This is a genomic window from Anoxybacillus andreesenii (genome assembly GCF_030813005.1).
Lineage (GTDB): Bacteria > Bacillota > Bacilli > Bacillales > Cytobacillaceae > Robertmurraya > Robertmurraya andreesenii.
The window spans coordinates 265,102-288,882 of sequence record NZ_JAUSTU010000001.1 but is presented as its reverse complement, the minus strand read 5'-3'; the positions used below and the strand labels follow the sequence as shown (position 1 = coordinate 288,882).

Below are 23,781 nucleotides of genomic sequence, written 5' to 3'. Positions count from 1 at the left end.
TTGTCTCTATAGTATATTGTAGTATGATAACGAAGAGGATTTTTTCGTTAAAAGGAGCTTATAAAAGGGGAATCAATGTTTTAAGAGATTTTGCGAAAAATCAGGCCTAGAGACTAAGAAAATCGAGTGTAAGAACAATCAATTTTCGATTATCGGTAGGAGAGAGGCTTCCAACAATAGGCGAAGGGCACACTTTCACGCCTCCTGTCAAGTAGACAGTAGAAAAATAATATTGGAGGATGAATCATGAATATTCGTGAAATTGATGAAAAAGACAATCAAGCAATGGAGCAAATTATAAAACGCTCACTGGAATCATTTGGCTTAAACATTCCTGGAACAGCCTATTTTGATCCCCAACTGAGCAGTCTAGCACAATTTTACAAGCAACAGCCAAATGCAAAGTATTGGGTTGTCGTGGATGAGCAAGATCAAGTGGTTGGCGGTGTGGGGATTGCACCATTTGGACAGAAGCCTGGGATTTGCGAGCTGCAGAAGCTATACATTACCCCAGAAGTTCAAGGTATGGGGTTGTCGAGGAAGCTGATGAAAGTTGCACTCGATTTCGCAAAGGAACACTATACATACTGTTACTTAGAAACAATGGAGAAACTTGAGGTTGCTAATCTCCTATATATCAAATTAGGTTTCCAGCAACTCGAAAGACCACTAGATGGTTCTGAGCATAGTACTATGGATGCTTGGTACATAAAAAAATTATCGTAAAGGAGAAAAGGACCACTCCCGAGGAAGTGGTCCTTTTCAATTAAACCTTAGATTTTTATATAAATAGATTCAAATGATGAACTCTTACATATGAACAACTTTTCGCTTAAAACGGTCATACCGTAATGGCTCAATCGAAATCGTTGTCTCTTTTCCGCTAATCATTTCCTCGATTAACTTACCTGTAATGGTTGCTAAGCTGATTCCGTCCCCTTCATGGCCAGCAGCAATATAAAATCCTGGCACTTCCTCGACAGCTGAAATGATTGGTAAATGGTCTTCTGTCCAAGGTCTAAAACCAGTATAAGTGCGAATGATATTGAAATCATCCAGTTTTGGAAAGAACCGCAAAGCTCTTTTAGCCATGGTTTGTACAACATTAAAATCGACCCTTGCATCAAAGCCAACAAATTGACGACTACTGCCAATCAAGAAATTTTGACTTTCAGTAGGCTCAAGCACCAAGGCCACACCATGTTTTAGAGTTTCGGGATCCGCAATGCGTTCTCGTTGAAATTTATTCATTAAATATCCGAATTCCATTACATTTCTCATGATAATCGGCCTTTGTCTTCCCCCGACCATAATATGTCCTTTTCTTGGCTTAATAGGAATCTCGATATCTAGCATTTTCCCGATAAAAGGAGCCCACACTCCTGCTGCATTCACTACCTTCTGTGCCGTAAAGCTGCCATTGGTAGTTTCAATCAAAAATTCTTCCTTTTTTGAAACATGCTTTACCTCTGCACGGGTGTGTAATTTTAACCCATATTCCTTCGCTCTATCGATCAACGAGTAGCAAAATAAATAAGGATTAATAAGTGAATCCGTTTCACATTCTAAGCCACCAGGGATGTCATCGGCAAAATAGGGCGATTCCTGACGAATGTCTGAATGGTCTAAGAGCTTGAATTTCAATCCCGCTTGATTCTGGATGTTCACCCATTCATTAGCTACTTCCATTTCGGCGTCATTATCGCATACCAATATACTTCCTTGAGTACGGTACTCAAACGGCAAATAGAGATCCTTCTCCAATTCAGCCGTTAATTCTTGGCTAGCCAAAGACATCAGACTATCGAAACCAGGATCCTTATCGACGATGGTAATATTTCCATCACATCGTGAAGAGGTTCCACTTGCTAAATCCCCTTTTTCTATTAACATGCAATCAATCCCGGCTTTTGCAACATAATAGGCAATCGCACAGCCCACGATCCCGCCACCGATAATGGCAACTTCTGCATAATTTTTGTTGGTCATTTCCAATCCCTCCTTTATCCGTGCACTATATCATAATAAGCCTCTTCCATTCGGGAACGGCCTTTTTCAATGCCCGGATGGAATTGTATGGTTGCATTTTCACGAATCGTTCTAACATTTATCTTTGCTTGCTGAATTTGATTTTCTAGTTTTGCTAGGTTCTGTCCTTTTCTTTTTGCAATCGATAAGCCAGCTAATGTACCTTGAGCCCGAGCAACCTTTGCGCTTTCAATTCCGGTAATATTTCCTGCGACAAAAAGCCCCTCCAGTGGTGTCTCCATCTGTTCATTATGGACTGGGACATGACCGCCAAGTTCTTCAATATATTGAAAGGGACAACCAATGACAGCCGCAAGCTCAGCTAATGGGTAAAGCCCGCCAGCAATACAGACAAAATCAACTTCAATGTTTCTTTCACTTCCGGGAATGATTTCTCCATCCGCCGTAATATCGCATATCGTCACAGACTCTACTTGATTCGTTCCATTTATTCGGGTCACGGCCTTACGGAGATGAATAGGCATACCCCACATTTTCACACCGCTTTTAGGAAAAAACTTTACAGCCAAATCTTTCGTCCCATCCCCTTTCATGAATCTACTGCCAAAACGGATGGCTGCGGATGGAGCTAAATGAGCAATTCGTAATAGCGCTTTCATAACTTTCTTAGGGCTTCCATGACTTTCGGTAGCTGAATTAATGGCTGGAAGTGCCATGCATTCCAAGTCAATTCCCGCTAGTTGCATTTCCCGTGCAATTGCGACAGATAATACATTGACACCGACAACGATCCCTTTCTTTCCTACACGAACGCGGTGCACGTTTGTCATCACTTGAGCAGCACCAATCGACATGACCCCTGGAAGTGTCCATCCTGGTATGGGCGCTGGGCTTTCTGCCGCTCCGGTTGCAATCAGGAGGTTTTCAGCTTCCAAAATCCCTTCATTTGTGTAGACGCTGAAACCATGATCAGTTTTTTCTATGGTGTGTGCAGAAATGCCACATCTAATATCTGTATTCAATTCTTTTGCTTTTTCTAAAAGAATCTTACTTTCTTCTATTCCATTCCACCATTTCCCATCTGGTTCCTGATGGAGTTGACCAAGCAATCTCCCACCTGGCTTCAGAAATTCATCAATGACAAGAACATTCAAATTCCATTCTCGGGCAGCAATAGCTGCGGATAAGCCCGCAGGACCAGCACCTATAATCAGCACATCATACATCTGGCTCATCCTCCTTTTCCCCTTTAAGTTGTTTTTCAAATTCCGCATATGTCCGAGGCAAATCATCTTGATTTTCCGTTGATTTAAAGGGGGAGAACTGTTGTTTTCCACTTTCAATAATCATGTCTGGATTTAGCTCTGTCAAACACGCCCGAATACCAGGTGTTCCGTCGACAGTCACCCGACATTCAAAGCAATGACCAATATTACAATAAATCCCTCGTGGTGAACCACTTTCTTCATGAACACGAAGCGTCCGTATTCCCTGTGCCAAAAGTGCGGAGGCAATTGTGTCTCCTTCATACCCAGTATATTTTTTCCCATCAAATGTAAAAGGGATTTCTTTCTCAATCGTTAATTTGCCAAGGACAGGATGATCCAAAATTCGATGACTATTCATAATTCGTCTCTCCTATTCTTCCCAGAGATACTGGCCTTACCGGTGGCTGGACTTTCAATGGAATTTGGTGCGGTTGCTTCTCTCCCGATACTTTTTCCAAAATGGCATTCAATGCCGGACGACAAGTCCTTCCACCACAATAGCCCATTCCCGCTCTCGTGCGTAATTTTATTTCCCGCATTGAACATTGATAGTTAATAAGGGTTTGCTCTATTTCTTCTAAATCAACTTCTTCACATCTACAAATGACGATCCTATCCATCTCTCCATCCCCCATCAAAACTTGGTAATTTTTTCTGCTTGAAAAAATAGAAATAAAGTAAAGCCTGATATTTATGAGTATAATATTGTTTAAGAAAATTATAGACTGAATATTCTCGATTGTATTTGTGGAAAACATCAAACAAAAGGAGCATAATTTGTGAAAAATCACAAAGGCAATGCTCCCATTTCTTTTTTTGCTCATGATTTGTATTTGCTGAAAAATGTTATGTCTGAAATAATCGATAACAGCAATTCTATCCGCGCCATAACTTTGCCAAAAATAAAGGGAATTTTATCGAGTTTGTCGAAGGGATTTATCAGACAATACGATTAGAATAGAGGGAGGGAAACCATGGAAAGGCTTAATGAGGAGGACATCCAAAGAAAGTTAACAGACAATCCAAACTGGAAGCTGACCGATAAAAAGTGGATTGAGCGGAAGTACCGGTTTCAGGAATATCTAAACGGCATAGAATTTGTACAGCGTGTTGCCCGGTTGTCAGAAAGCATGAATCATCATCCTTTTATCTCCATTGATTATAAGCTCATATCGATAAAAATTACTTCCTGGCGGGCAAAGGGATTAACTGATTTAGATTTCACCTTAGCACAAAAATATGATGAATTGTATTTACAAATGAAAAGGTAGAGGAATAATAGCGAAAGGGAGAATGTGAATATGCTTTCCGCAAAAGTTGCTTCCATTTGGAGGTACCCAGTCAAGTCAATGATCGGAGAGGAATTAAACGCTTGCATTACCGAAAAAGGGTTACTCGGAGACAGAGCATATGGTGTCATCGATAATGGAACTGGAAAACTTGCAAATGCTAAAAATCCACACAAATGGCCCAATATATTTCAGCATCGAGCTACATTTATTGAACCACCGCAGGAGCACACTTCAATTCCTCCAGTTAGAATAACTTTGCCAAGTGGGGATTCTTTCGTTAGCACAGACGACTTCATCGAAAATGAGTGGGTGGGCAAAACCTTAACAATCGGCGATGTGCAGCTAAAAGTTTCTCAGGAGACAAAGAGATGTGTGATGACAACACTGGCTCAGGGTGACCTTCCGAAAGATCTAAATGTGTTAAGATCTATTGTCAGAAATAATGCCGGAAGCTTTGGAGTTTATGCTACGGTTGCTAGAACTGGGCGGATACGTATCGAAGACAGAGTTGAAGTTTACTAATTTTGCTTTAAAGAGGGTTGGTTTTCGAAGAATGGAACCAATCCTCTTTATTTTAACTTTACCAAAAATAAAGGGTATTTCATCGGATTTGTCGAAGGAATTCTTAGACAAACGAATTAGAAATATTAGGAGGACTTTTATGGGTAATGCTTCAAAACCTTTCATGAGAAATTTTGATAGCCTCGAAGATTTTGTCGACGTAGTCAGTGAAGTTTTAAATTGCCCAATAACTGTCGAGGATGCCAATCATCATCTACTTGCCTATAGCAAGCATGATGAGAAAACGGATCCTGCCAGAATATCAACGATAATAAGAAGAAAAGTTCCTGAGAATGTAATAAATATGCTTTGGAAGAATAATATCATCCCTACACTCTTATCCAGTAAACAGCCATTAAGAATTAAGGAAATTTCAGAAGTCGGACTAGGAAACCGAATTGCCATTTCTATCCGTAAAAATGAAGAAATCCTAGGGTTCATATGGGTCCTCGATCAAAAGCAAAATATCGATGATCAAGACCTTGATTATTTAGTTGAAGCAAGTAAAGTAGCAAAGAATTTGTTGTTAAAAATCCAAACAAAGATCAATAAAAAGCAAAAGGACCAACAAGAGATTTTCCGAATGCTGCTGAAAGGGCATTTTATGGATGAAAAGAAAGCAATCATGCAATTTGAACAACTAGGGATCAGGCCCCCTTCCACATATTCTATTATCATTTTTAGATTTCAAGACTTTATATCTGACTCTTTTCATAAGCAACTAATTTATGTGATGGAAACCATACAGAAGCTAAATATTATTTTTTATCAAATAGAAGATCATGATTTTATTATTCTCGTTGCCTCCAAGACAAAGCAACCAACCATCGAGCTGCAAGACTATATAGAAACCTTTGTTTATAAAATGAAGGAGAGGTTCCAAATTGATGGCTTGCAATGTGGTTTTGGAGGTATCTATCATAATCTTCAGTTCATACACGCTTGTTTTAGTGAGGCGGAAGCGGTTCTTGAACTTAAGGGGATTTTTCCAAATGAACTTTTAAACGTCTATGGATATCATCAACTTGGGTTATTTAGGCATATAAAATCCATTGCCCCTTCCTATCAAAAGCCCGAGCCCATAATTATTATAGAAGACTATGATAGAAAGAATAACAGTGAACTTTTAGTCACCCTCGAATCTTATTTGGATCATGACTTGAATATAAGTGAAACCGCCAAGCATTTACATATTCACATCAACACACTTAATTATCGATTAAAGAGAATGGCTGAAATAGCACAAATTAACTTCAAAGACTTTAATGAAAAAGCTGAATTATACTTGAGCCTTAAACTGTATAAGTATCTTAAAAATACTCAACCTATCAGCTAGTCGTATAAAAACAGGCCCAAACCCTTGCAGAACAAGGATTAAGGCCTATTTTTTTGATAACCAGCGGGACGTTCACCCTAATTATAAGAATGATTTAATGCTTGCTAGGATTGTAAGAATACCGATAACAATGACGAACACGTTGCTCCATTTGCCTCTGTATTTAGCAAGAACAGGTACTTTTCGAATTGCATACATTGGTAATATACAAAGAATGGCAGCAACTAGCGGACCGCTGAGAGAATCAATGAGTCCAAGAATACTTGGATTTGCATAAGCAGCATACCAGCATGTTAATACAACAAATACAAGAATGGCTGACTTAACCGTTTTTTCTTTGATGTCTTTTCCGCGCTTTCTACCGCCTTCGATAATCATGTCACGCATTACCTCATAGGCTCCAATATAGTGGCCAAGGAAGGACTTTGTGATAGCCACAAAAGCAATGATTGGTGCTGCAATCGTAATGATTGGTGAACCTAACTCATTAGCCAGATAGGATAGGATAGACAAGTTCTGTTCTTTTACCATGGCAAGGTCACTTGGATTCAAGCTTAAGACACTGCTCCAAACAAAGAACATAACAACACTGAATGTTAGGATATAAGTAACTTTTTGGATTTGAGCACTCTTGGCGTCAACAGCTTCTATTCCATAGGTTGCTCTTTGCTTCATAACAAATGACGAAATAATTGGTGAATGGTTAAACGAGAATACGATGATTGGCAGTACCATCAATATCATTCCAAAAATTCCTGTTCCTGATGAAGCAGTAGTAACACTTGAAAAACTAAGCATAGACGTATTCCACTGAGGAATCAAAGATACTGCGATAAACAGTAGTGAAGCTATGAAAGGATATACGAGCATGCTCATTACTTTTACAGTGATATCTTGTCCAAAATTTAGGATAGTGATAAGACCGAGTACTAACACAAGCGATAAAATAGCCCTTGGAGGCTCTTGCATATGCAATTGATTCACCATGAAGCTACTGGCCGTATTTGTAAGTGCAACTGAATACATGAGTACGATCGTATAGATGGAGATGAAAAATACGATATTGAAAATGATACTTGCCTTGTTTCCGAAATACTCTCTAATCGTACCCGTAATCCCTTCTTCAGCAGAATTGGATGCGTATATCATTTTTGCAAGCGCTCTATGCGAGTAATACATGACAGGAAATGCAAGGATGGTAATTAACAATAATGATAATAAACCGCCTGCACCTGCATTAATAGGTAAAAACAGTACTCCTGCTCCAATGGCTGTTCCAAATAGACTCAATGCCCAGGTGGTATCTTGTTTATGCCACTTTTTTGGATCTGGATAATTTTCATTTTTTACCGCAGGATTTTCAGTTTGATAGTCTAATTTCTTAGCAGTATTCCCATGCATAATAATGATTCCTCCTACCGTTTATAGTTTAATATGTTTCTCTCCAAAAATTTTACTTTTAATCGCAATTCCTGTAGGTGTGGCCGCAATTCCGCCCAAACCTGTCTCTCTTAATTCGCGTGGCATCTGCCTTCCAACTCGATACATCGCTTCAACCACTTCGTCAGCATTGATGACGTTGGTTACTCCTGCTAATGCGATGTCAGCTGCTACTAAAGCATTGGCAGTACCAATTGCGTTTCTCTTTACACAAGGGATTTCTACCAAACCAGCGACTGGGTCACAAACTAGACCAAGCAAATTTTGTAATGCTGTTGAGAACGCTTCAGACGATTGCTGTGGTGTTCCTCCTGCAGCTTCTACCGCTGCTGCAGCCGCCATTGCTGAGGCACTGCCTACTTCGGCTTGACATCCACCGAACGCTCCGGCAATACAAGCATTATTTGCAACTACCATTCCAAATAATGCTGAAGTGAAGAGAAAATGAACCATGTCCTCATGATTTAGCTGCAGCGTATCTTTAATAGCAAATAGCACTCCAGGGATGGTCCCACTCGCCCCTGCTGTTGGAGTTGCACAAATAGCTCCTAACGAAGCATTTACTTCATTCACACCGATAGCACTTTGGACCCCGTATACCATCAAATCTCCAGAAAGGGTTTTCCCACTTTCTCGATATTTTTTTATTTTGACAGCGTCACCACCCGTTAACCCAGTTGGAGAAAATACACCGTCACCTTCTATACTTTTATTGACGGAGTTTTCCATCGTCTGTAAATTTTTTTCCATTTTACGCCAAACTTCTTCATAAGAAGCTTTCGTTTGCTCCATTTCCTGTTCGATGGCTAATTCATAAATAGGCTTTTGTTTTTCATTAGCTGCATCGACAATTTCTTTTATGGACATATACATGTTTTTTCCCTCCTAATGAAACTAAAGAATGATGAGATTAGCGATGCTGCTTAAACTTCCCAATTCTTTCTGAACATCACTAGGCAAAAGCGAGTCCAACGAAAATGCATATAAATATTTGCCATTTTGTTCTAATCTATTAAAATTGTTAACTTCCACATCATGTTTTTGAAAAATCCTGCGTAAGACAAATTCAAGGTCAGTTTTTTCGGAAATTGCGATAATCACAGGCAATGGCCCCTGCAGATTCAAACTAAATCCGTCAATTTCAATATATTTGACTTCGATTAGTCCGCCGCCGACCGAAATACCCATCGTTCGGATACTTCGACTTTCATCCTCCAAATAAATATCTGCCGTATTTGGATGACCAGCAGGACTATCACCTGCTTTTTCAATGAAAGTAATATTCATTCCTTTAGATTTTGCTATTTTAATCGCATCTGGCACTTTGCTGTCATCAGCAGCAAACCCTAATACCCCAGCAATAATAGCAAAATCAGTACCGTGTCCCTTATGGGTTTCAGCAAATGATTCATAATACTCTACTACAACTTTTTTTGGAAGACCTTGAAATAATTTATTGGCAACCATTCCAATAGCTAAAGCACCTGCAGTATGTGAGCTTGAAGGACCTATCATTACCGGCCCAATCACATCAAAACAACTCTTGTATTTAACAACCTTTTTTTCTTTAATAGGCACTACATTCGAGTTCATATAAGCACCCCCGTAATTTAATTATGAAAGCCGTTACGAAAACGTTTCCAAATCTAGCAAAAAATTTTTTACCAGTGAATTGATTGATTGCACACTTTTGAAATGATTAGAGAACAATAATTTCGTATTACCTCCATTAGATTTTTCTAATAATTTATTACAACAGTTATTATTTTTTATTACACGCAAAATATATCACGCTAGATAATGCTATGTCAATATAATAATAATAAACTATTTTTATAAGAAAAAATTATTATTTTTTACTTGGAATGTTCTAAAAGTTTGTTATAATTTAAGAGATAACTATAATAGATCAAAGGAGGGATGAGCAGTTTTTCATTTATTTGAAAGCGATTTAATCCTCTTACCAATTATCTTAAAAAAGCGATTAGAATCTACCATGGCCTTAACAAGCTAGTAAACCATGAATTTAGATCTAGAGAGATTACATATCCCCTTATTCGTTTAATTGTCGAAAACTAAAAGACCCGACAATAAACCTTTGAAATTAAGGGTTTCATAGAAGGAGGAATTCTAAATTGGACAAAGAACTATTTCGCCACTATCGGAATATTATGAATTATTTTGGGGCAATTTTGGGACCTAATTATGAATTTGTATTACATGTTTTAGATCCTGATGGAGGTTCTCATATCGGGCACATCGTCAATGGAGAATTAAGTGGTAGAACTTTAAACGGGCCACTTACGAATTATGCAAAGAAGTTAATCAGCGAGAAAGTCTATCTAGAAAAGGATCATATTGTGGATTATGTCGGGGAAGGACCACGAGGTAAGAAATTTCGTTCATCAACTCTATTTATTAAGGACAGTGAAGGTCAGTTACAAGGTCTTTTATGTATAAATATTGATGTAGATGTCTATCGGAAAGTTGCCAAAGATGTATTAAAGTTAGCCAATCTAAGCATAGATATAGAACAGTTCGAAATGAAAACCGAACAGGAGCAACCTGTTGAAAAACTTCACGATAATGTTCGTAATATCATTTATACGGTAATAGATAAAGATATACTAGATTCTGGTGCGCAATTATCACCTGAACAAAAGAAACTGGCTATTTCCAAATTTAAGGAATATGGGGTGTTTGATATTAAAGGGACAATAAATGAAGTTGCTGATATTATGGGAATGTCGGAATCAAGTGTGTATCGTTATCTTCAATTAATATCACGAGATCATGCGACGAAAAGTAGATGAATAAGAAAATTTAAAAAGTCTTAGTTTAATAAAATCAATAAAAAAGAGCGTTAATCCTTCTTGGACTAGCGCTCTAGCTGGGACAAAAACTCACAAACCTGCGACTTGCCCACCTCACAAATATTAAAGATGGAGGGTTGCCGAACGTTGTAAAATAGGGTGTTCATGGCAATCATAATTTCCCCACCGACCATTAAGATACAATCTGCTAACCTTCAACAGGATTAAAGTGGTCCATTCTCCATTGTAGCCATTGAAATTTTCGAGTTTTCCTTGGAAGAAACTGACGGATTTCCTCCTCATGATAACCAACTTGAAGTTTCTTCTCGGATACAATAATAGGGCTTTTGAGTAACCTAGGCTGTTCATGAATAATTTCTAGTAATTCAAGTAATGAAAGTTCATCAAAATCTAATTTCATCGCTTTATAAGGAGCAGATCTTTTAGAGATAATGTCATCCGTACCATTTATTGTCAAGCGTAAAATCTCTTGAAGCTCCCCTACTGTTAAGGGCTCATCCCTAATATTGCGCTCCACAAATGAAACTTTATTTTCTATCATCCATTTTCTAGCTTTCCTTGTTGAAGAACATCCCTGTCCATAAATATTCACTGTCATTTTCCATACTCCTCATTATTTTTTCTTAGATATTCCTTGCTTTATTAAATCCATCCTCAGTGTGAAGGTTTCCATCGCTTCATCATCAGACAATCCCTTTAGTATTTTTTCAATGAAGTTGTGAAAGGCAAGGGCTGAAATGATTTTGAAGATTTGGAGTAATTCCTTATCTTCATTCATATTTAGACTATCTTTATTGATTAATCCGATGATTTCTTTGAACTCTTGATTATCAATATTAGCATCAATCATACTTGCGAAAGAACTTTCAACCCTGTGACTTGTATGTAGTATGGCATTTTTCAAAAAGTTCTTTTCTTCCTCATCGGGGATAGCAACAAGAATGCGGTAGTACATTTCCATAAAAGCTTTTATCAAATCACCGTTATGTTTTTTCAATAAATTTATGAAGCCCACTTTTGCCTTTTTGAGTTTCCCGTCCAGTATATAAAAGTATAAATCCTCTTTGTCCTCGAAATATTGATAAAAACTTCCTCTAGGAATACCCGCCGTTTTAATAATATTTGCTATTGAAGCTTCAAATAAAGGGACTCGCGTAAATTCTAGTTCAGCTGATTCGATCAATTTATTCTTTTTATCCTCTGGCAAATTAAAGAATGTTTGCTTTGGCACTGCATAACCTCCAGTTCTCACACATGACACAATGTCATATAATGATGTTTCTATCATAAATGACACATTGTCATTTGTCAATTATTTTATGACGCATTGTCACTTTATACTAATTCTATATTCTGTTAAGATAACATTCGATCCATTCTTTTAATGACTGAAAAAACTAGCTGCTCTTAATTTTCCTACAAAGAGGTTCTTTAAGATAAAAAAGACCACTTCTATAAATCTTAATCTCTATCCAATATTCTATTTTTCTAGCTTCACTCTTTGTAAACGCAATGCATTCAATACAACAGATACAGAACTAAACGCCATCGCAGCACCAGCAACCCAAGGGGCAAGGAATCCTGCTGCCGCAATTGGAATCCCGATGGTATTATAAGCAAACGCCCAGAATAAGTTTTGCTTAATGTTACGCATCGTTTTGCGGCTCATCAAAATGGCATCAGCAATACTGTTTAGGTCTCCTCGAATCAGTGTAATATCTGCAGCTTCCATCGCTACATCAGTACCCGTACCAATGGCCATCCCAATATCAGCAGTAGCCAGTGCTGGTGCGTCATTGATCCCGTCACCAACCATTGCCACCTTTTTACCTTGTTCTTGCAGTTTTTTCACTTCTTCTGCTTTCCCTTCAGGAAGTACTTCGGCAATTACTGCGTTAACGCCTACCTCTTTGCCAATTGCTTGCGCTGTACGCTCGTTATCTCCTGTCATCATGATGACTTTAATGCCCATATCCTGCAGTCGGCGAATCGCTTGTTGAGATGTTTCTTTAATCGTATCTGCTACGGCAACTAGCCCTGCATATTGTCCATTAATACCCGCTAGCATCGCTGTTTTCCCATTTTTCTCTAATTCCTCCATTGCTGATAGAATGGTTGTAATATCAATCCCATATTGCTGCATGAGCTTTCGTGTGCCGATGACAACCCCTTGACCTGAGACCGTTGCTTGAACACCGTAGCCTGGAATCGCTTCAAAAAATTGGGTTTCACCAAGTTCGATGCCTTTATCCTCAATTCCTTGAACGATCGCTTGTGCTAATGGATGCTCAGATTGTTTTTCGGCTGCGCCAATAAGTGATAAGAATTTCTCTATATCTTGACCATCTGCTAATAGGACATCTGTTAAAACAGGTTTACCATGTGTGACAGTACCTGTTTTATCAACAACCACTGTGTCAATGCCTTGTGTTTGTTCTAAATGCTCGCCGCCTTTGAATAAAATACCAAACTCAGCTGCACGGCCGCTTCCTGCCATAATAGAAGTTGGTGTAGCAAGACCCAGCGCACATGGACAAGCAATAACTAGAACGGCAATTAAGACCTCAAGTGCAGGTGTAAACTCACCTGGTTGGACCCAAATAAACCATACTAAGAAAGTGATAAACGCAATCCCTACAACGATTGGTACAAAAATACCCGAAATTTGGTCAGCCAAACGTTGGATTGGTGCTTTTGAACCTTGTGCATCTTCTACTACTTTAATAATTTGGGCTAACGCAGTATCACGACCAACTTTAGTTGCTGTCATTTTGATAAAACCATTTTTATTAATCGTTGCGCCGTATAATATGTCGCCCGCTTTTTTATCCACTGGCAAACTTTCACCCGTTAACATAGATTCATCAACGGCCGTTGTACCTTCTAATACTTCACCATCAACAGGAATTTTTTCACCTGGCTTCACTAAAATAGTGTCACCGATGACTACTTCTTCTAATGGTACTTCCTTTTCAACACCGTCACGTACAACCATTGCCGTTTTTGCTTGAAGTCCCATTAATTTTTTGATGGCTTCAGATGAACGGCCTTTTGCTTTCGCTTCAAATAATTTACCTAAGAGGATCAAGGTAATCAGCACCGCACTTGTTTCAAAATATAGGTGTGGACCATGATGTGTTCCAGCTGTAACAATCGCTTGATATACACTATAAAAGTAAGCTGCGGAAGTACCCATAACAACTAGCACATCCATATTTGCACTACCATTACGAAGTGCTTTATAGGCACCTACATAAAACTGTTTCCCGATAATAAATTGTACTGGTGTTGCCAATATCAGTTGAATCCATGGATTCATTAAGAATTCCGGTACATATAAGAACGATGTAAAGGAAAAGTGACCGACCATCGTCCATAATAATGGTAATGATAAAACCGCTGAAACAATGAATTTACGTTGTTGATCTTTTATATGCTTTTCACGATGATCTACCTGTTCCTTATCCTCTTCCTTTTGATGTGCACCGTAACCAAGCTTTTCTAACTTTGCAATAATGTCTGCAATCGTTACTTCAGATGGATTAAATTCAATGGTTGCTTTTTCAAGTGCTAGATTGACGTTTGCGGCTGCAACACCTTCCATCTTTTTTAGCCCTTTTTCGATCCGTGTTGCACAAGCTGCACAGGTCATTCCTGTGATATCAAACTCCGCTTTTTGTTTTACAACCCCGTAGCCAAGCGCCTCAATTTTCTTTTCAAAATCAGCTTCACTCAGTTTTGATGGGTCATATTTAATGGAGGATTTTTCAAGTGCAAGGTTGACCGATGCTTGCTCGACCCCATCCATTTTATTTAATCCTTTTTCGATCCGGGTCGCACACGCGGCACAAGTCATTCCTGTAATTTGAATGCTCGTTTCTTTCAATTTACTACCCTCTATAGCTTCTGTACTCATAATCTTCCACCCTCCACATACCCATAATGGGTATATTTTTTATAAAATGAGAGAGCGCTCTAAAAAGCACTCTAATTCCCTTAAAAACATAATCCATTTCCTCATACCACATAGGGGTATATATACCGCAAAAAAATTATTTTTTCATAAGTTTTTGGATAGTAACCACTAATTCGTCTAAAACCTCATTGTCCCCTTCCGAAAGGCGATCTACCACACATCCTTTTAAATGACCTTCTAAAAGAATTTTGGCTACACTATTTAAAGCTGATTGTGTCGCAGAAATCTGGGTAATCACGTCATCACAGTATACGTCCCTTTCGATCATTCCTTTGATTCCACGGATCTGACCTTCAATACGATTTAATCGAGTTGTTAAATCCTTTTTTACACGCTCTGGATGATGACTTTTTCGACAAGAGGTACCATCTTCTGTATGGCAAGCTTCTACTTTAATTGAGTTTTCCATATACTCAACCCCCTAACTTGATGTTATTATACTATACCCTTACAGGGTATGTAAAGAGGGTCAATTAAATTAGATGCTTAACAAAAAAAGACTGCTCCCAAAGGAAACAGCCTTATATCAAAGATCCATTGTTCCAGAAATTCGCTCGTTATTCAGCAAGCTCCTCCTTTACCATTACTTCATCAATTATTGTGTAATTCTTTTCTACCATAACCGCTTCCCCAATAACATATTCTATTAATCCAATTCTTCTCCATTACTAGTAATAACATTTTTATACCAATGGAATGATTTCTTTTTAATACGGCGCTTTGTGCCTCTCCCCATATCATCTTGATCGACATAAATGTATCCATATCGTTTTGATGTTTGGTTCGTTGAAGCACTGATCATATCAATACAGCCCCAGCTCGTATATCCAAATACATTTACACCATCTGTAATCGCTTCTTTAATTTGTTTGATATGATCTCTAAGATATGAAATGCGATAATCATCTTGGATAAGATCGCCTTCTTCCACTACATCCATTGCACCTAAACCGTTTTCTGCAATAAATAACGGTTTTTGATAGCGATCAAATAGCTGATTTAAAGCAGTTCGTAAACCCTTAGGGTCGATCTGCCAGCCCCAGTCGCTCGTTGGTAAATAAGGATTTTTAATTCCTCCCGTAATTAAGTTTCCTACCGCTCCTTCTAACTTTTCTGGATGCGCACTGATAGCACTCGACATATAGTAGCTGAAGGATACATAATCAACCGGATACTCTCTCATAATTTGTTCATCTTTAGGTTCCACTTCAAGGATTACATTTTTGTCCGCCAACATGCGAGCTGTGTATGCTGGATAGTAACCTCTTGCTTGTACATCACTAAAAAACAAGGATTCTCGCTGCTTTTCCACAGTCTTTTGAATATCATCCGGATCACAGCTGTATGGAACAAGAAGCTGATAACTAATCATACATCCTACTTTTGCTTCAGGATTACTCTCTTTACAAGCTTTTGTAGCTAGAGCACTTGCAACAAATTGATGATGTGCTCCTTGAAATTTGGCTTGCTCAATATGAGGATGATTTTCCTCGACAACCCCTAAACTTACATAAGGGTGGTGCTTCACACAATTGATTTCATTAAACGTCATCCAGTATTTCACTTTATCCTTATATCTATTGAAAACAGTTGTGGCAAATCGTACATAGAAATCAATTAATTTACGATTTACCCAGCCTCCATATTCAGTGGCAAGGTGAAGAGGCATTTCATAATGAGATAGAGAAACAATCGGCTCAATGCCATATTTTTTTAGTTCATCAAACACGGAGTCATAGAACGCCAGTCCCACTTCATTTGGTTCGAGCTCATCTCCATTTGGGAAAATCCGTGTCCAAGCAAGTGACATTCTGAAACATTTAAAGCCCATTTCGGCAAACAAAGCGATATCTTCCTTGTAGTGATGATAAAAGTCCACTCCATGCCTTTTAGGATAATACTTTTTGCTAGTGGGATCTTGAGCTTCCTCCACTTGTCTATGGGTCATCAAATGCCATTGGTCAGCCCAATGCTCTTTTGGAGTATTCTCATCAAAGATATATACATCTGAGACAGAAAGACCCTTGCCGCCTACATCACTCCCTCCCTCAAGTTGATTGGCAGCAGTTGCCCCTCCCCATAAGAAATTTTCAGGAAATTTGGTTTTCAATTGAAACATGATTATAAACCTCCCCTTTTTCTAAAAATAACTATTGGATACCGTTCCTTTTAATAACATCCTGATACCAGTAAAAACTTTTCTTCTTAATCCTACGGAGGTCTTTTTCATCCTCTTCGGTTCGGTTCACATAAACAAAGCCGTACCTTTTTTGGTAGCCATTTAGCCAGCTTAATAGATCAGTGAACGACCAGGCGCAGTAACCCATGACATCCACTCCATCAGAAATAGCATCCTGGATGGCGGCAATATGAGCTTCTAGATAACCAATCCGGTAATCATCATTAATCACATCATCTTCTTCAACAGTATCAAATTCACCAAGTCCGTTTTCAGTAATCAGTACTGGAAGATGATAGCGTGCTTCGATGCGGCGAAGCGCCACCCTGATTCCCTGTGGATCAATCTCCCAATCCCAGTTTGAAGTTTCAACAAACGGGTTGTCAGTGGTTTTATACATGCCAGGTACTCCTGAATGCTTGGTTGAGCCCTTTTTGCCGGTTGTATTTTTTATACCGATGCTTACTCCGCCTTCCAATGGATTTTTTTCAACAGCAGTGGTACGGTAATAATTCACTCCCATAAAATCAGGTTTCTCAGATTTCAGAAGTTCAAAGTCCCCTTCTTCCACAGTAGGTGTAAGACCGTTTTCCTCAAGATATCTCCAAGCGGTCTTTGGATATGTTCCCCAAGCATAGATATCCATCCAGAAATAATTTAGCAGATCCTCTGCGTTCTCGAATGCGAGAATATTTTCCGGATTAGAATTTAGTGGATAATATGGCCTATACGCAAAACTTGGTCCAATTTTCCCGTCTGGAACAAACTTTCTAAACGACTTAATGACCGTTGCATTAGCAAGATTGGCAATATGATTCGCCTCATACATCCGTTTTTTATCACGCACTGCTGGCGGGTGCAGACCAGTTTCATAACTGTAGCCGACAAAATAGTTTTGCTCATTCAGCGACACCCAGTACTTCACGCGGTCGCCGTAATGTTTAAAGAGCGTTACCGCATAAGTGTTGAAATCCTCAATGATTCTTCGGGATTCCCAGCCTCCATACTCCTCAAGTAGTGCCTGTGGTAAATCCCAATGGTACAACGTTAAAATCGGTTCTATTCCATATTTCAGAAGTTCATTGATTAAATCATCGTAAAACTGCAGACCTTTTTCATTAACTTCACCATTACCTTTGGGGAAAATCCGACTCCATGCGACCGAGAACCTGTATGCTTTGAGACCCTGTTCAGCCATCAACTTTACGTCTTCTTTATAACGGTGATAATGATCAACCGCAACATCCCCGTTCGTTCCCTTATAGGTTCTTCCTTCCTCGCGGACAAAATTATCCCAGACAGACGGGCCTTTCCCGTCCTCATTCCACGCTCCCTCTACCTGGTAAGCCGCAGAGGCCGCGCCCCAAAGAAAATCCTTTGGAAAAGAAATCTTGTTTCGATGCTCCACATTATTCCCTCCTAAATCTATTTTGCTTTCAGATAAATTCATTCAGTTTTATTTCTAGGTTCAGTCAGCATTTATCATTTGTCTCAAATAATACTTTTCCATTTGTTTCAATCACAGATTTGTACCAGTTAAAGCTTTTCTTTTTCCTTCTCTCTAGTGTTCCATTACCATCATTATCCTTATCAACATAAATAAATCCGTAGCGTTTTCTCATTTCCCCTGTCCCGGCACTGACTATATCCATAGGCCCCCACCAGGTATATCCCATGACTTCACAGCCATCCTCAATTGCTTCCTGCAGTTGGAGTAAGTGTTTTCGTATATAGTCAATTCTGGCATCATCATGAATTTCACCATTCTCACCAATTTCATCAATCCCACCATAACCATTTTCAACAATGAACAGAGGAATCTGGTATCGGTCGTAAAGTTCATTGCACACGAAACGAAGTCCCTTTGGATCAATCGGCCAGCCCCATTCTGTTTTTTCCAAATAAGGGTTCTCTAGACCAATGATACCTCCAGTGTTCCCCAAAATCGGCATCCCAGCTTTATGGGTTGAACTCCTATAATAACTGAAACCAAGGTAATCGACCGTATTTTCCCTAATGATTTCAAGATCCCCTTCCTCCATCTTGACAGAAATGCCATGCTCCCTCCAAATGCGTTTCGCATAGCTTGGATAATAGCCGCGGATCATGACATCAGAGTAAAAAAGTGACCTTCTTCTTAGTTCGTAAGCGTCAAAAATGTCCTCAGGATTACAGGTGTGTGGATATATTGGACTTAATGAAAGCATGCAGCCCATCTTTGCATCCGGTGAGATTTCACTGCATAGCTTTTTGGCAAGAGCACTTGCGACGAAGACATGGTGTGATGCCTGGTAAATATCCTGCAGCTTTGATTGTTCATCCTTAATTAAGATTCCCCCTGCTGCTAGTGGAATCGTATGGAAATGGTTGATTTCATTGAAATTCATCCAATATTTAACCTTACCCTTATATCTAGTAAGGATTGTCCTTGCATACCTTTCAAAAAAGCCAATCAGCTTCCGATTCTTCCAGCCGTCATATTTGAGTATTAAATTCAACGGAATTTCAAAATGCGAGATGGTGATAACTGGCTCAATGTTATAACGGAGCAACTCGTCGAACAGATCATCGTAAAATTGCAGACCCTTTTCATTCGGCTGTTCTTCATCACCATTCGGGAAAATCCTCGACCAAGCAATCGATGTCCTGAAACACTTGAGCCCAGCCTCTGCAAGTAACGCAATGTCCTCTTTGTAGCGATGGTAAAAATCAATTGCCTCATGGCTTGCATAATAATGGCCTTCAAGTACTTCGCCGTCAAAATGGCCGCCAACAATCCCATTCCGATATACATCCGAAATGGCTGGTCCCTTACCATCTTCATTCCATGCACCTTCTGCCTGGTTAGCGGCAATGGCACCGCCCCATAGAAAACCCTTTGGAAATTCCTTCATACCAAGTCCTCCTTATTAAGAGTTGGACCGCTATACTAAACTAGCACAGCGGTCCAATTTACTTATAAAACAACTGCTGTTAGCAATACATCTTGCTTCTTAACTGATTTTTGCTCAGTTTCAATTACATCCGTATAGTCATTGGAGTTGGTGATGATAACCGGAGTAGTCACATCATAGCCTGCTTCCACAATTTTCTTTACATCAAATTCAATTAGTAGTTGTCCTTTCTCAACATCATCTCCTTGCTGCACATGCGTGATAAAGAACTCACCATTAAGCTTGACTGTATCAAGACCGATGTGGATCAGGATTTCAGTATTTAGGTCTGAAGTCAAACCAATTGCATGACCTGTGTGGAATAAGGTTGTTACTTTCCCTGACACTGGAGAGTACACTTTTCCATCCTCAGGCAATATGGCAATTCCCTTGCCCATCGCTTCAGTAGAGAACACAGGATCTTTTACTTGATTAAGCGGGACAATCTGTCCAGTCAACGGAGAAAGGACGATTGAACGTGTTACAGACGGAGTCTTTTTCGGTTGATCCTTTGGTAATGGCTCCTTCGTATCTTCTTCATCAAAACCAAGAATATAGGTTAATGCAGCTGTCACGGTAAATGCTATGGTGATACTAATGATGTAATACACAAATGTTCCAGTCATAAATGCAGGCAGAGTGGTAAGAGCCGGGAATACATAGGCCATTACCGTCGTTTTCATTGCACCTGCAAAACCTCCGCCCAGCGTACCGCCGATAACTGCAGCTATCATCGGCCGCTTGTATTTTACGGACAATCCATAAACAATTGGTTCAGTAATACCGGCAAGAAGCGCAGGCATCATAACAGAAATGGCTGTTGTTTTAAGTTTCTTGTCTTTTGCTTTAAGAAACACACCGAAAGCAACACCAGCCTGAGCAAATGTTGCGTTTGCAACCGGTGGTCGTATTGTATCAAAACCAGTCGTACTTAGGTTATTAAGCATTGCTGGGACAATACCCCAATGAACACCAAACATAACAAGGAATGTCCAGCCAGCACCAATGATGGCTCCTGTTAGCATTCCACTTGTTCCGCTCATGAAAGCTATTCCATCAGCAATCCAGTTTCCAAGATAAACACCGATAGGGCCGATTACACCTGCTGTAAGTGGAACCATGATTAGAAGAGAAAGCATTGGTACTGCAAACATCTTAATCAAATTTGGTACATAACGATTCAAGAAACGCTCAAGATATGAAAATGCCCAAATCGCTAAAATAGCCGGGATGACGGTTCCGCTGTAACCCATAAGGACAATAGGGAGGTTTGCGAATTCAACGATATCCCCAACGTTTTGCATAAGGCCTGTAAACTTAGGCTCAAGTAGCGCTCCCATGATTGCAAATGACACAAATGGGTTTGTCCCGAACGCCCTTGCCGCCGAAAATGCGAGAACTAACGGGAAGAAGTAAAATACCGCATTAGAGGCTGCACTTAGAATCATATAGGTACTACCTTCAGCAGACATTCCGAAATAAGTTGTTAAAATAACGAGAACTGCCTTCAGCATACCTGAACCCGCAAGTAATGGAACAATTGGTGTGAATATGTTTGACATGATGTTAAACACGCGTGCAATAGGATTGCCTTTTTTTTCATTGGTATCTTTCTCATTAGATGTAGCTACAATATTGTACATTTTCGTAATCGTATCAAATACATCCGCAACATGGTTACCGATGACAACCTGGTATTGGCCGTTACTTTCAACAACCGTTATAACACCATCGGTATTCTGTAATTCCTTTTTGTTAAACTTGCTTCCATCCTTCAATTTAAAACGAAGTCTTGTCATACAATGGTAGAGGCTCACGATATTCCCTTCTCCACCTACCCCATCTATGACTGCCTTAGCTAGATTTTTATAATCAGCCATTCTAGATTTCCTCCTAATGGTTTTATTTATTTTTCCAAAAGAAAAACCTGAAATGAATACAGAGTCCGAGACTTAACCGGAGGGATTGCAGCTGCCCCATCTTAGATCCCATTGTGGAATCCAGTAACAGCAGCTATTGCCTTCTCTGTTTCACTTCAGGTAATGCCTTTTCAGTAACACCCTGAATTATTAAGTTGATTTGTGATTTATGTCTAATCTTTGGTCCGGCTGGTCACACGGTTAATATGAAGGACCAGATAGACCATTTCCGCTTTCGTAATGGTAACCCCATATCCATTGGCAACATACTTCTCAATTTTTTTCACACATTCAAATGCTTTCTTATATTTTTGTTGAACATGCTTATATAAATAGTCATCATCGTTTTGCCCAATATCCTTTGAAAGAACCCGTTGTGCAAAAAATTTCAAATGGGTTATGAGCCTCCCATAATTCCATGTGTCCTCATCGAATTCAATACCAAAATGATATTTTATAATTCCCAAGACATCCTGAACGAACTGTGTAATCTTTACCGTTCGGTTTAGTTCCTGCTCTTCCGTTTGGGCATTAGCAAAGTGGAAAGCGATAAATCCCGCTTCATCCTCACTAAATTCGACACCAGTTTTTTCCTTGATAATCTCAATTGCTTTCATGCCAATTTCAAATTCTATCTTATAGAATTTCTTCGCTTCCCATAACAGTACATTATGAATTTCCTCATCATTTTTATAACGGGTAACCGCATAATGGATATGGTCCGTCAATGCCAAGAAGAGATAGTCACCAATTGGCCCATGAATTTTTGTCTTTGCATATTTAATGATTTCTTCTGCAATTTCTGCATACACTACTGGAACATCTTTCAGCAGGGTCGCCATCTTCAATGATAGGTCTTGGGTTTGAAGTGTAAAAACCTTGCTAATTTTTGACTCATCAATAACTTCGCCCGGCTTTTTGTTAAAAGCTATCCCATTCCCGAAAATAACAACTTCTTGATGCTTCTCATTCTTAGCCAGTACAACATTATTGTTCAAAGCTTTCTTAAGGATCACAGCTTCACCCGCCTTTTCATTTGAGACAATACAACTAGTCCTAAGATATCTCTCATAGTATAGAACAAAAACCTCTTGCTATGTTTAAAATAGCAATACTAGTAAAAATGAAAAACCTGAACCTACTTAATATGGAGAATTATAGACTCGTCCATACTAGTAAATTCAGGTTATGCCTTCTTCAGTAACACCCTGATAATAATTAAGCTATTAAAGTAAAGCGCTTACTCTTAATACTAAGATAATATCTTAAACCAAAATTGTCAAATATTTTTTCATTTAAACCAGCACAGGTAGGAGAAAATAAAACTATCGATTGACTGAATAATGCTTTTTTAGCTTGTTCCCCTATTGTCTCTTCTGTATTTTGTAGTATGATAACGAAGAAGATTTTTTTCGTTAAAAGGGGTTTATATATGAACAAGAAAAATAAGACGTTCCGAATTGTCATATTAGGGATGCTTTCCTCCATCATAATTATTCAAACGACAATCCCTTTTTTAGGATATATCCCGATGGGACCGCTTAGCTTAACGATTATTCAGGTAACGGTCATTATCGCAGCAATCGTCCTCGGAATGAAGGATGGAGCCATCGTCGGCGGCGTATGGGGTATGATCACGTTCATCAGGGCATTTGTCGCCCCGACAAGCCCAATTGCACCACTTATTTTCACCAATCCGCTTGTATCCGTATTGCCTCGGATTTTAATTGGTGTAGTTGCTGCATATGTGTTTCATAGAATGCTCAGCGGGAAGCTCAATGAAACAGTAAGAATGAGTATTGCTGGTGTGCTGGGATCTTTAACAAATACTATTTTAGTGCTGGGACTCATTTATTTATTGTATCGGGAGCCATATGCGAACTTTTTGAAGATGGACATGGAGCAGCTCTTGCCTGCGCTACTGACCATTGTAGCCACCAATGGAATTACTGAAGCAATTCTTTCAGGTGTGTTGGCGCCGATTATTTCAAAACCGTTATTAAAATTGAGAAGAAAATAGCAGCCTTTGCGAATAAGCATCGAGTCAATTGATT

Annotated in this window: 22 protein-coding genes and 1 pseudogene; 7 read left to right on the top strand and 16 right to left on the bottom strand. The window is 39.2% G+C overall.

Annotated elements, in window-relative coordinates; genetic code table 11:
- The first annotated feature begins 246 nt into the window (after positions 1-246).
- A complete protein-coding gene (locus J2S07_RS01475; RefSeq protein WP_307148616.1) occupies positions 247-726 on the top strand; it encodes a GNAT family N-acetyltransferase in 480 nt (159 codons plus the stop codon).
- An 84-nt stretch (positions 727-810) separates the two neighbouring features.
- On the opposite strand, the gene J2S07_RS01470 is transcribed toward J2S07_RS01475, so the two are convergent.
- The 4 genes and pseudogenes from J2S07_RS01470 to J2S07_RS01455 form a co-directional block, all read right to left on the bottom strand.
- The gene (locus tag J2S07_RS01470; protein ID WP_307148615.1) at positions 811-1,989 is read right to left on the bottom strand and encodes an NAD(P)/FAD-dependent oxidoreductase; all 1,179 of its coding nucleotides are present in this window, start codon (positions 1,987-1,989) and stop codon (positions 811-813) included.
- Positions 1,990-2,003: 14 nt separating this feature from the next.
- Entirely contained in the window at positions 2,004-3,215 is a 1,212-nt protein-coding gene (locus J2S07_RS01465; protein WP_307148741.1) for an NAD(P)/FAD-dependent oxidoreductase, read from the bottom strand.
- A gap of 100 nt (positions 3,216-3,315) precedes the next feature.
- A pseudogene (locus J2S07_RS01460) lies at positions 3,316-3,615 on the bottom strand ((2Fe-2S)-binding protein); the annotation flags it as partial.
- Positions 3,608-3,877, bottom strand: coding sequence for a (2Fe-2S)-binding protein (locus J2S07_RS01455; RefSeq protein ID WP_307148614.1), 270 nt, complete (start codon positions 3,875-3,877; stop codon positions 3,608-3,610). The pseudogene J2S07_RS01460 and the gene J2S07_RS01455, both read right to left, overlap by 8 nt.
- A gap of 159 nt (positions 3,878-4,036) precedes the next feature.
- Here J2S07_RS01455 and J2S07_RS01450 point away from each other — a divergent pair, with 159 nt between their 5' ends.
- The 4 genes from J2S07_RS01450 (at position 4,037) to J2S07_RS01435 (ending at position 6,446) form a co-directional block, all read left to right on the top strand.
- Positions 4,037-4,213: a hypothetical protein gene (locus J2S07_RS01450; RefSeq protein WP_307148613.1), complete on the top strand. Its 177-nt coding sequence runs from the start codon at positions 4,037-4,039 to the stop codon at positions 4,211-4,213.
- 18 nt (positions 4,214-4,231) lie between these two features.
- Positions 4,232-4,528 (top strand): 4a-hydroxytetrahydrobiopterin dehydratase, encoded by a 297-nt coding sequence (locus J2S07_RS01445; RefSeq protein ID WP_307148612.1) that lies wholly within the window; start codon positions 4,232-4,234, stop codon positions 4,526-4,528.
- A 30-nt stretch (positions 4,529-4,558) separates the two neighbouring features.
- Positions 4,559-5,071 carry an MOSC domain-containing protein gene (locus J2S07_RS01440; RefSeq protein ID WP_307148611.1) on the top strand — a complete coding sequence of 171 codons (513 nt, stop codon included), beginning with the start codon at positions 4,559-4,561 and terminating at the stop codon, positions 5,069-5,071.
- Positions 5,072-5,210: 139 nt separating this feature from the next.
- Positions 5,211-6,446, top strand: a complete 1,236-nt coding sequence (locus tag J2S07_RS01435) for a PucR family transcriptional regulator (protein ID WP_307148610.1) — start codon at positions 5,211-5,213, stop codon at positions 6,444-6,446.
- 81 nt (positions 6,447-6,527) lie between these two features.
- Here the strand turns inward: J2S07_RS01435 and J2S07_RS01430 are convergent, their stop codons facing one another.
- Genes J2S07_RS01430 through sdaAB form a run of 3 tightly spaced genes read right to left on the bottom strand, consistent with a single transcriptional unit; the run spans position 6,528 to position 9,479 of the window.
- Complete coding sequence (locus J2S07_RS01430) at positions 6,528-7,847, bottom strand: aromatic amino acid transport family protein (RefSeq protein WP_307148609.1); 1,320 nt, start codon at positions 7,845-7,847, stop codon at positions 6,528-6,530.
- 21 nt (positions 7,848-7,868) lie between these two features.
- Positions 7,869-8,759, bottom strand: coding sequence for an L-serine ammonia-lyase, iron-sulfur-dependent, subunit alpha (gene sdaAA, locus J2S07_RS01425; RefSeq protein ID WP_307148608.1), 891 nt, complete (start codon positions 8,757-8,759; stop codon positions 7,869-7,871).
- A 21-nt stretch (positions 8,760-8,780) separates the two neighbouring features.
- Positions 8,781-9,479: an L-serine ammonia-lyase, iron-sulfur-dependent subunit beta gene (gene sdaAB, locus J2S07_RS01420; protein WP_307148607.1), complete on the bottom strand. Its 699-nt coding sequence runs from the start codon at positions 9,477-9,479 to the stop codon at positions 8,781-8,783.
- Between the two features lie 542 nt (positions 9,480-10,021).
- On the opposite strand from sdaAB, the gene J2S07_RS01415 reads away from it, so the two are divergent.
- Positions 10,022-10,699 carry a helix-turn-helix transcriptional regulator gene (locus J2S07_RS01415; protein ID WP_307148606.1) on the top strand — a complete coding sequence of 226 codons (678 nt, stop codon included), beginning with the start codon at positions 10,022-10,024 and terminating at the stop codon, positions 10,697-10,699.
- A 208-nt stretch (positions 10,700-10,907) separates the two neighbouring features.
- Here J2S07_RS01415 and J2S07_RS01410 read toward each other — a convergent pair whose 3' ends face one another.
- The 9 genes from J2S07_RS01410 to licT all read right to left on the bottom strand — a co-directional run bounded on the left by J2S07_RS01410 (position 10,908) and on the right by licT (position 22,743).
- Positions 10,908-11,318, bottom strand: coding sequence for a Spx/MgsR family RNA polymerase-binding regulatory protein (locus J2S07_RS01410; protein WP_307148605.1), 411 nt, complete (start codon positions 11,316-11,318; stop codon positions 10,908-10,910).
- Between the two features lie 15 nt (positions 11,319-11,333).
- Positions 11,334-12,032: a TetR/AcrR family transcriptional regulator gene (locus tag J2S07_RS01405; protein WP_307148604.1), complete on the bottom strand. Its 699-nt coding sequence runs from the start codon at positions 12,030-12,032 to the stop codon at positions 11,334-11,336.
- A 168-nt stretch (positions 12,033-12,200) separates the two neighbouring features.
- Positions 12,201-14,636: a heavy metal translocating P-type ATPase gene (locus tag J2S07_RS01400; RefSeq protein ID WP_307148603.1), complete on the bottom strand. Its 2,436-nt coding sequence runs from the start codon at positions 14,634-14,636 to the stop codon at positions 12,201-12,203.
- A 136-nt stretch (positions 14,637-14,772) separates the two neighbouring features.
- Positions 14,773-15,105: a metal-sensitive transcriptional regulator gene (locus J2S07_RS01395; RefSeq protein ID WP_307148602.1), complete on the bottom strand. Its 333-nt coding sequence runs from the start codon at positions 15,103-15,105 to the stop codon at positions 14,773-14,775.
- A 237-nt stretch (positions 15,106-15,342) separates the two neighbouring features.
- Positions 15,343-16,815 (bottom strand): glycoside hydrolase family 1 protein, encoded by a 1,473-nt coding sequence (locus tag J2S07_RS01390; RefSeq protein ID WP_307148601.1) that lies wholly within the window; start codon positions 16,813-16,815, stop codon positions 15,343-15,345.
- Between the two features lie 31 nt (positions 16,816-16,846).
- Positions 16,847-18,283, bottom strand: a complete 1,437-nt coding sequence (locus J2S07_RS01385) for a glycoside hydrolase family 1 protein (RefSeq protein ID WP_307148600.1) — start codon at positions 18,281-18,283, stop codon at positions 16,847-16,849.
- A gap of 64 nt (positions 18,284-18,347) precedes the next feature.
- Positions 18,348-19,769, bottom strand: coding sequence for a glycoside hydrolase family 1 protein (locus J2S07_RS01380; RefSeq protein ID WP_307148599.1), 1,422 nt, complete (start codon positions 19,767-19,769; stop codon positions 18,348-18,350).
- 62 nt (positions 19,770-19,831) lie between these two features.
- Positions 19,832-21,688: a beta-glucoside-specific PTS transporter subunit IIABC gene (locus tag J2S07_RS01375; protein WP_307148598.1), complete on the bottom strand. Its 1,857-nt coding sequence runs from the start codon at positions 21,686-21,688 to the stop codon at positions 19,832-19,834.
- 212 nt (positions 21,689-21,900) lie between these two features.
- Complete coding sequence (gene licT / locus J2S07_RS01370; RefSeq protein ID WP_307148597.1) at positions 21,901-22,743, bottom strand: BglG family transcription antiterminator LicT; 843 nt, start codon at positions 22,741-22,743, stop codon at positions 21,901-21,903.
- A 416-nt stretch (positions 22,744-23,159) separates the two neighbouring features.
- Between licT and J2S07_RS01365 the strand changes: the two genes are divergently transcribed.
- Positions 23,160-23,747 carry an ECF transporter S component gene (locus J2S07_RS01365; protein ID WP_307148596.1) on the top strand — a complete coding sequence of 196 codons (588 nt, stop codon included), beginning with the start codon at positions 23,160-23,162 and terminating at the stop codon, positions 23,745-23,747.
- The last annotated feature ends 34 nt before the right edge of the window (positions 23,748-23,781 follow it).

Excerpts from the sequence above, each read along its gene's own strand:
- J2S07_RS01435 (WP_307148610.1), top strand. The coding sequence starts at position 5,211 with ATGGGTAATGCTTCAAAACCTTTCATGAGAAATTTTGATAGCCTCGAA.
- J2S07_RS01475 (WP_307148616.1), top strand. The coding sequence starts at position 247 with ATGAATATTCGTGAAATTGATGAAAAAGACAATCAAGCAATGGAGCAA.
- J2S07_RS01395 (WP_307148602.1), bottom strand. The coding sequence starts at position 15,105 with ATGGAAAACTCAATTAAAGTAGAAGCTTGCCATACAGAAGATGGTACC.
- sdaAB (WP_307148607.1), bottom strand. The coding sequence starts at position 9,479 with ATGAACTCGAATGTAGTGCCTATTAAAGAAAAAAAGGTTGTTAAATAC.
- J2S07_RS01375 (WP_307148598.1), bottom strand. The coding sequence starts at position 21,688 with ATGGCTGATTATAAAAATCTAGCTAAGGCAGTCATAGATGGGGTAGGT.
- J2S07_RS01455 (WP_307148614.1), bottom strand. The coding sequence starts at position 3,877 with ATGGATAGGATCGTCATTTGTAGATGTGAAGAAGTTGATTTAGAAGAA.
- J2S07_RS01470 (WP_307148615.1), bottom strand. The coding sequence starts at position 1,989 with ATGACCAACAAAAATTATGCAGAAGTTGCCATTATCGGTGGCGGGATC.
- J2S07_RS01390 (WP_307148601.1), bottom strand. The coding sequence starts at position 16,815 with ATGTTTCAATTGAAAACCAAATTTCCTGAAAATTTCTTATGGGGAGGG.
- J2S07_RS01430 (WP_307148609.1), bottom strand. The coding sequence starts at position 7,847 with ATGCATGGGAATACTGCTAAGAAATTAGACTATCAAACTGAAAATCCT.
- sdaAA (WP_307148608.1), bottom strand. The coding sequence starts at position 8,759 with ATGTATATGTCCATAAAAGAAATTGTCGATGCAGCTAATGAAAAACAA.
- J2S07_RS01365 (WP_307148596.1), top strand. The coding sequence starts at position 23,160 with ATGAACAAGAAAAATAAGACGTTCCGAATTGTCATATTAGGGATGCTT.
- J2S07_RS01410 (WP_307148605.1), bottom strand. The coding sequence starts at position 11,318 with ATGACAGTGAATATTTATGGACAGGGATGTTCTTCAACAAGGAAAGCT.
- J2S07_RS01440 (WP_307148611.1), top strand. The coding sequence starts at position 4,559 with ATGCTTTCCGCAAAAGTTGCTTCCATTTGGAGGTACCCAGTCAAGTCA.
- J2S07_RS01445 (WP_307148612.1), top strand. The coding sequence starts at position 4,232 with ATGGAAAGGCTTAATGAGGAGGACATCCAAAGAAAGTTAACAGACAAT.
- J2S07_RS01465 (WP_307148741.1), bottom strand. The coding sequence starts at position 3,215 with ATGTATGATGTGCTGATTATAGGTGCTGGTCCTGCGGGCTTATCCGCA.
- J2S07_RS01400 (WP_307148603.1), bottom strand. The coding sequence starts at position 14,636 with ATGAGTACAGAAGCTATAGAGGGTAGTAAATTGAAAGAAACGAGCATT.
- J2S07_RS01380 (WP_307148599.1), bottom strand. The coding sequence starts at position 19,769 with ATGAAGGAATTTCCAAAGGGTTTTCTATGGGGCGGTGCCATTGCCGCT.